The sequence below is a fragment of the Pseudomonas sp. GM24 genome (assembly GCF_000282235.1).
GTDB lineage: Bacteria > Pseudomonadota > Gammaproteobacteria > Pseudomonadales > Pseudomonadaceae > Aquipseudomonas.
Genome location: NZ_AKJR01000316.1, coordinates 1 through 7,280 on the forward strand (window position 1 = coordinate 1; position 7,280 = coordinate 7,280).

The 7,280-nt window shown below is 60.3% G+C and carries 5 protein-coding genes; 1 reads left to right on the top strand and 4 read right to left on the bottom strand.

Translation table 11 applies throughout. The features are described from left to right. Positions 1 to 263: 263 nt before the first annotated feature. The 4 genes from PMI23_RS27575 to PMI23_RS27590 are packed head-to-tail and all read right to left on the bottom strand — an operon-like array spanning position 264 to position 6,770. The gene (locus PMI23_RS27575) at positions 264 to 800 is read right to left on the bottom strand and encodes a hypothetical protein (protein WP_007914867.1); all 537 of its coding nucleotides are present in this window, start codon (positions 798 to 800) and stop codon (positions 264 to 266) included. A gap of 56 nt (positions 801 to 856) precedes the next feature. Next, entirely contained in the window at positions 857 to 2,797 is a 1,941-nt protein-coding gene (locus PMI23_RS27580) for a hybrid sensor histidine kinase/response regulator (protein WP_007914869.1), read from the bottom strand. Positions 2,798 to 2,802: 5 nt separating this feature from the next. Continuing rightward, complete coding sequence (locus PMI23_RS27585) at positions 2,803 to 5,121, bottom strand: ATP-dependent DNA helicase (RefSeq protein WP_007914871.1); 2,319 nt, start codon at positions 5,119 to 5,121, stop codon at positions 2,803 to 2,805. Next, positions 5,118 to 6,770: a VRR-NUC domain-containing protein gene (locus tag PMI23_RS27590; protein WP_042705059.1), complete on the bottom strand. Its 1,653-nt coding sequence runs from the start codon at positions 6,768 to 6,770 to the stop codon at positions 5,118 to 5,120. The genes PMI23_RS27585 and PMI23_RS27590 overlap by 4 nt, the downstream gene beginning before the upstream one ends. 194 nt (positions 6,771 to 6,964) lie before the next feature. On the opposite strand from PMI23_RS27590, the gene PMI23_RS27595 reads away from it, so the two are divergent. After that, positions 6,965 to 7,189 carry a YgdI/YgdR family lipoprotein gene (locus tag PMI23_RS27595; RefSeq protein WP_042705060.1) on the top strand — a complete coding sequence of 75 codons (225 nt, stop codon included), beginning with the start codon at positions 6,965 to 6,967 and terminating at the stop codon, positions 7,187 to 7,189. Positions 7,190 to 7,280: the final 91 nt, after the last annotated feature.

The following is a 7,280-nucleotide window of genomic DNA, read 5'->3' on the forward strand; positions in this document are numbered from 1 at the left end:
CCTAGCCCTCTCCCAGAGGGAGAGGGAACTGACCGAGGTGGATGGTTGAGGTACGCCGACCTGAGATTCCGAGTTGAACGCGGACTTTGGCCTGAGGTACCGAGCCGAACGCAGATTTTGAACAGCACAAAAATCTGCTCCCTTCCCCCTCGCCCCCTTGGGGGAGAGGGCTGGGGTGAGGGGGATCGATGTGAATGGCAACACAAAATCCAAGCGAATGAAAAAGCCCGGCCACATAGGCCGGGCTCTTCTAGAGCTGCCCATCACCCCCCAGGATTGGTCACCTGAATAAACACCGCATAACTCCCCAGCAACACCCAGAACGTCGCAAAAATCCACGGCGTGCGTACCGAAAACAGCAGCGACTTGCGATACCCCTTGTGGCTCGATTCCATCTCGCTGAACAGCGGCGACTCGTCATACGCCAGGCCCATCAGCGGTTCGCTGTGGAGCAAGTGGCTCTGCTTGAAATGCCAGTGATCGATGATGTCGTACGCCGCGCGAATCCCCGGCCAGGCGTTCAGCGAGCTAAGCAACCCGAGGAGTGCCAGAAACGGTGGCACCACCAGCGTGAACAACTTGCCCCACTCCGGGTTGAGGTTGGCCATGCAGGACGCAAAGGCGATCACCAGAAACGATTGCGCCGCCAGATAGGCGTCGGTGCGGTTGGCGAGGATGCTGGTTTCGTACTGGATCTCCCGCCGATAGAAATCCAGCCGTTCCTTGGGTGAGCCGAACATTTTGGCGTTATGTTCGGTCAGGGTTTCTTCAGCAGTGGGCTCGGTCAGTATGCGAGACAAAAAGTGCATGCTCCGGGGTGGGGAAAACCTTTAGAAGTCCCCGTTGGCGCGCAAGTTCAGACGGATTGACCGACGTTTTTTTTCATCGACTGAGCAATGATTGCCACCAGATTCATTTGCGTGAACGGCTTGGGCAGCCGTGGCAGTTGCGCGGCAAAACCTTCCAGACGCTCGGCGTAACCGGTGGCCAGGATGATCGGCAGGTCCGGTTTGAGCACGCGCACGGCATGTGCCAGTTGTGCGCCGCTCATCTGCGGCATGGCCATGTCGGTGATCATCAGGTCGATGACCTCGCCCTGATCGAACAACGCCAGCGCCTGCGCACCGGACGTCGCACTGATCACCCGATGGCCAAGGTCTTCGAGCAGCAGACTGGTGCTGGTCAACACCAGCGAATCGTCATCCACGACCAGCACGCTCAGTCTCGGCACCACCACCGGCTCGGCGTGAGGCAGCGGCGGCTTGTTGGCCATGCCCGCAACGGCCACCGGAATCCACAGTTCCGCCGTAGTGCCCTGGGCCTTTGCACTCTTGAGGATGAAACGGCCACCGAGTTGCTCCATGAAGCCGTGGACCATCGACAGGCCCAGTCCGGTGCCCTTGCCCAGCCCTTTGGTGGTGAAGAACGGATCTCTGGCCGACGCCAGCGTGTGCTCATCCATGCCCTCCCCGCTGTCGATTACGCTGAGGCAGACATAACGCCCCGCTGGCAGGTCCGAATGCCCCAGCTCAAGCACCACTTGCGGTTCGGCAGTGATGCTCACCGTACCTCCATCGGGCATGGCGTCGCGGGCGTTGGTTGCCAGGTTAAGCAACGCCAACTCCAACTGATTGGTATCCGCCAGCACCGGCTCGATATCTTCGGGAAACCGCGTATCGATACGAATGCCCGGCCCGAGGGAGCTACGCAGCAACCCGGTGATGCCCTGAACCAATTGCGCAATATCCACCGACTCGGTCTTCAGTTCCTGACGGCGAGCGAACGCCAGCATGCGCTGGGTCAGCGACACACCGCGCAATGCGCCCTGAGTGGCGTTTTCCAGCAGGCGGCTGATTTTCGGATCATCGCCCACGCGTTTGTGCACGATCTCGAGGTTACCGAGAATCACCGTCAGCAGATTATTGAAGTCATGGGCGACGCCGCCGCTGAGTTGGCCGATGGCCTGCATCTTCTGCGCCTGGAACAGCGCTTCACGGGTTTTCTCCAGCGCTTGCTGCGCCAGGTGGGCCTCGGTGATGTCGCGGGTGATTTTGGCGAAACCGAGCAACGTGCCGGTGTCACCACGAATCGCATCGACCACCACATGAGCGAGAAACCGCGTGCCGTCCTTGCGCATGCGCCAGCTCTTGTTTTCAAAGCGGCCCTCGCGGGTGGCGATTTCCAGCGCCCGTTGCGGCTCGCCGAGTTCGCGGTCTTCGGGGGTATAGAAGATCGAAAAATGCTGGCCGATGATTTCTTCCGGCAGATAGCCCTTGATTCGCTGCGCGCCCTGGTTCCAGTTGCTGACCCGGCCTTCGGGGCTGAGCATGTAAATCGCATAATCGGTGACGCCCTGCACCAGCAAACGGAACTGCTGTTCGCTTTGCTTGAGGGTTTCCTCGGCCATCTTGCGGTCGGTCAGGTCGCGGGTGATCTTGGCGAAGCCGAGCAGCTTGCCGTCGGGATCAATGATCGGATCGATCACCACGTGCGACCAGAAATTGGTGCCGTCCTTGCGCACCCGCCAGCCCTCGCCTTCGAAGCGCCCTTCACGAATCGCGGTATCGAGCGCGCGTTGCGGCAGGCCGGCGGCGCGATCCTCAGCGGTGTAGAAGCGGGAGAAATGTTCGCCGAGGATTTCCGCCTCTTCATAACCCTTGAAGCGTTTGGCGCCGGAATTCCAACTGGTGATGATGCCGTCGGGATCGATCATGTAGATCGCATAGTCGACCACCGCATCGATCAATAGACGAAAACGCATCTCTTCGATCGCCGCGGTCTTGTTTTTCTCGCTCATCACACTCACCAGCCATTGTCATGATCGGAAGTATGCGGCAATCCAGCGAATTGGGAAGCGGCCGTCTCATGATTGATCGCCCACCAGCGCGGCAGCAGTTGTTTGATCCGGCTCTCGGCAAAGCGGTCGTCAATCAGCATCACCACGCCGCGATCCTCGCGGGTACGGATGACTCGTCCGGCGGCCTGCACCACTTTCTGCACGCCGGGGTACAGGTAGGTGTAGTCGTAACCGGCGCCGAAGATCGCCGCCATGCGGTATTTGAGTTGTTCGTTGACCGGATTGAACTGCGCCAGCCCCAGTGTGGCAATGAACGCGCCGATCAGCCGCGCACCGGGCAAATCGATGCCTTCGCCGAACGCCCCGCCCAACACAGCAAAGCCGATGCCCTGGCTGTGTGCGGTGAACTGGTCGAGAAAGGCCTGCCGCGCGCCTTCGAGCATCCCGCGCGATTGCTGCCAGAGGGTGATGTGCGGATAACGCTCCGCCAGCAACGACGCCACTTGTTGCAAATAATCGAAGCTGCTGAAAAACGCGAGATAGTTGCCGGGGCGCTCGCTGAACTGCCGCGCGATCAGCTCGACAATCGGTTCCAGCGAGGCCTGACGATGGTTGAAACGCGTCGAGATGCGGCTGACGATTTGCACCTGTAACTGCTCGGCGCAAAACGGCGACTCAACGTCGATCCACACGGTGTCGGCGGGCGTGCCGAGCAAGTCAGCGTAATAATGGCGCGGACTGAGGGTCGCGGAAAACAGCACGCTGCTGCGCGCCGCTTTCAGGCGCGGGCCAATGAATGCGGCCGGCACCACATTGCGCAGGCACAATTGCGACAGCGGCTTTTTGCGCTCGAGGTCGCGCTTGCTGATATCGAACAGGTAATGCTCGTCGTACAGCTCGGCCACCCGGGCGAATTGCAGCAGGTCGAAGTAGAAGTTCTGCAAGGCGCTGTCGAGACCCTGCGGGTGGTCATTCAGGTAATCGCCAATGGCCGCGCAACACAGCGAGATCGCTTGCAGGAGTTTTTCCGGCGCCTTGTCGTACGCCTGATACGCCGCCAATTGCGGCGCATGCAGCGCGTTCCATTCACGGTTGACCCGTTGCAACGCGTTCTTCAGCGCCGCCGGCGCGGTTTTGCGCACGCTGCCGAGGGTGAACTGATCAAGACTGGCGCTGTACATCTGCCGGCCACGTTCGACGAGGTTATGCGCCTCGTCCGCCAGCACCGCGACTTTCCACTGATTGAGCTGGGCGAGACCGAACAGCATCGCGCTGAAGTCGAAGTAATAGTTGTAGTCGGCGATCACCACGTCCACCCAACGGGCCATCTCCTGACTCAGGTAATACGGGCACACCGCGTGCTGCGCGGCGACCTCGCGCATGGCCGCTTGATCGAGCAGGCGGATTCGACTTGCTGCCTCACGCGCGGCTGGCAGGCGATCATAAAAACCTTGGGCCAACGGGCAGGATTCGCCGTGACAGGCTTTGTCCGGGTGTTCACAGGCTTTGTCGCGGGCGACCATTTCCAGCACCCGCAAAGGCAAGGCTGGTGACTGATCGAACAACACCTGACTGGCATCCAGCGCCAATTTGCGCCCCGGTGTTTTGGCAGTGAGGAAAAACACCTTGTCCAGTTGCTGCGGCGCCAGAGCCTTGATCATCGGGAACAGCGTGCCGAGGGTTTTGCCGATACCGGTCGGGGCTTGGGCCATCAGGCAGCGTCCGGTGCTGACGGCCTTGAACACCGACTCGGCCAGATGCCGCTGACCGGGACGAAAATCGGCATGGGGAAACGCCAATTGTTGTGCGGCGAGATTGCGCGCCTCGCGATGAGCCATTTCTTGTTCGGCCCATTGCAGGAACAGCGTGCATTGCTGCTCGAAAAAAGCTTTCAACGCATCTGCACTGAACGCCTCGACCAGACAGGTTTCCTTCTCGCTGACGATGTCGAAATACACCAGCGCCAGATTGATCTGTTCGAGTTCGAGCTTGCGGCACATCAACCAGCCATAGATCTTCGCCTGCGCCCAATGCAACTGGCGGTGGTTGGCCGGTTGCTTGCTCAGGTCGCCACGGTAGGTTTTGACTTCTTCCAGGCAGTTTTGCGCCGGGTCGTAACCGTCCGCCCTGCCCTTGACCTTCAATTGCCGGAACTCGCCTTCCAGCGCCACTTCACTTTGATATTTTTCGCTGCGCCGCGAGGCCACGGTGCGGTGACCGGCGATGCCTTCCAGCGCCGTGGGGGATGGAGTGAAGCGCAGGTCGAGGTCGCCGGTCTTGGCGGTGAACTCACACAGTGCGCGCACGGCAATGCTGTAGCTCAAGCGCTCTGCTCCGCCCATTGCACGTAACACACGGCCACCGGCATCTGGTGTTGATGACAGAATTCGAGCCAGCGCAATTGGTTGTCCTGCAGGCGATCGCCGGGGCCTTTCACTTCAATCATCCGGTAGGTTTTGTGCTGCGGCCAGAACTGGATCAGGTCGGGCATGCCGGCGCGGTTGGCCTTGATGTCGAGCAGCAAACGGTTGAACCAGTGCTTGAGATGTTCGGCGGGCAGACAGGCCAACGCCTGTTCCAGCAGTTGTTCATTCACCGCGCCCCAGAACACGAACGGCGACTGGATGCCCCATTTGTCGACAAAGCGCTGGCGAATGGTCGCGACATAGCGTCCGTTATCGAGCTCGCTCAGGCACGCCTGAAACAGCTCGGCGCGGCGTTGCTGGAAGTCTTCGTTGAGCAGGTCCACCGGGCCACGCTGGAACGGGTGGAAGAACGCGCCGGGCAACGGCGCAAAGATCGCCGGCCAGCACAGCAGGCCGAACAGCGAATTGATCAGGCTGTTTTCCACGTAATGCACCGGGCCGTCATCATCGTGCAAGTGCGCCTGCACGTAATACTCCACGGACAACGCGGGATCGCTGCGCGGCAATTGCAGGTCCAGCCGCTCGACCGGTCTGGCCGCTGTGCGCTTGAGTGGCGGGCCACCAAGTTTGCGCCGCAGCCTTGGCAGAATTCGTTGCAGGCCCTGCTGCTCGGCGGCACTTTCCGGTGCCTGTTCTGCCAGTGTGGCGAGTTCCAGCGCCAACGGGTATTCGCCGCAGCGCTCGAGCACGCGGATCATGCGCAAACGGGCACCGGGATAGGCGCAGTCGCGGTAAATGCTCAGGGCCAGGGCAAATTCGCTGATGCGCTCGCAGTACTGGCCGATCTGGAACAACACCTTGCCACGCCGGCGTTGCAGCCACGGGTTGTCGAAGTGCAAGGCACTGACCTGCTCGACGATGGTGTCCAGCGGCTCACCGGCCTCGAAACGCAATTGGCAGTTGTGCAGGAACAGGCAGGCGTCGACGTCTGCGCGACTGCGCAGGCCCCGCGAGTCGGCGCAGAATTCGACTTTTTCATAGGTGAAGATGCCAAGGTCGGCGAGAACGAATTCCGACCAGTCTTGATACAGGTTGCCGAAGAACATCAGCCGCAAGCGGTCGCACAAGTCCATGATGGTCAGGCTGAACAAACGATCATCGAGCAGCGGCGCCCAGTCGCGCAGGCTGCGAGTGTCAGCAAACTGCTCGGCCAGTACCGGCAGCCAATCGTCCTTGCGACCCTTGGGCTGCTCGATGAAGGCTGAAAAGGCTTGCAGGATCTCGGCCTTGAGCAACACGTCGAACAATTCGGCGAGGGCCAGCGGCGCGTGTTCGTCGATCCAGCCGTGCCCCAGCAACGGCTGCGCGGCCTCGGCGATGTCACCGATTTCAACGTAATTGAGTTTGCCGGCACGAAAATGCACGCCCTTGCGCATGACCATCCGCACCAGCAAACCCTGCGACGCTCGGGGCAAGGCCTTGAAGTCGCGAATGAACGTGTGTTCCGTTTCACTCATCACATCGGCATAGCGAAGCTCAAGCCAATCAAGCACTTGCCGGAAGTTGTTGAGGTAATAGAACGGGTCGTCGAGGGGATTGGCAGTCACGGGAATTCTGGGCCATGGCGAACGAGTACTGGTTATGCGTACAGATACCAGCTGTGCCCTGCCCGGCGCAAACGGAAAATGATCAATGGCATTTTTTCGCCGGGCCATCGAACTTTTCCCTCGGGGATGGCACCAACCGCGTTAGAGGGCCGACAATGCTCGGCATCACATCGAATGAGGATTTAGAGGTGGGTATGAAAATCAAATCACTGGGCATCCCTTTCGCCATCGCTGCGGCGCTGACACTGGCCGGTTGCTCGACCCCGACGGTGGTCACTCTGCAGAACGGCACCCAGTATCTGACCAAGGACATGCCGAAGACCAAAACCAAGGATGGCTTCTATGAGTTCGAGGATATTTCCGGAGCCAAGGTGAAGGTCCGTGCTGATGAGGTCGCCACGGTTCGCGAAGAAGACTAGGTTTCGCTCGTGTCGATCGTTCCCACGCTCTGCGTGGGAATGCCTCAACGGACGCTCCGCGTTCGCCTCTGGATGGGACGCGGAGCGTCCC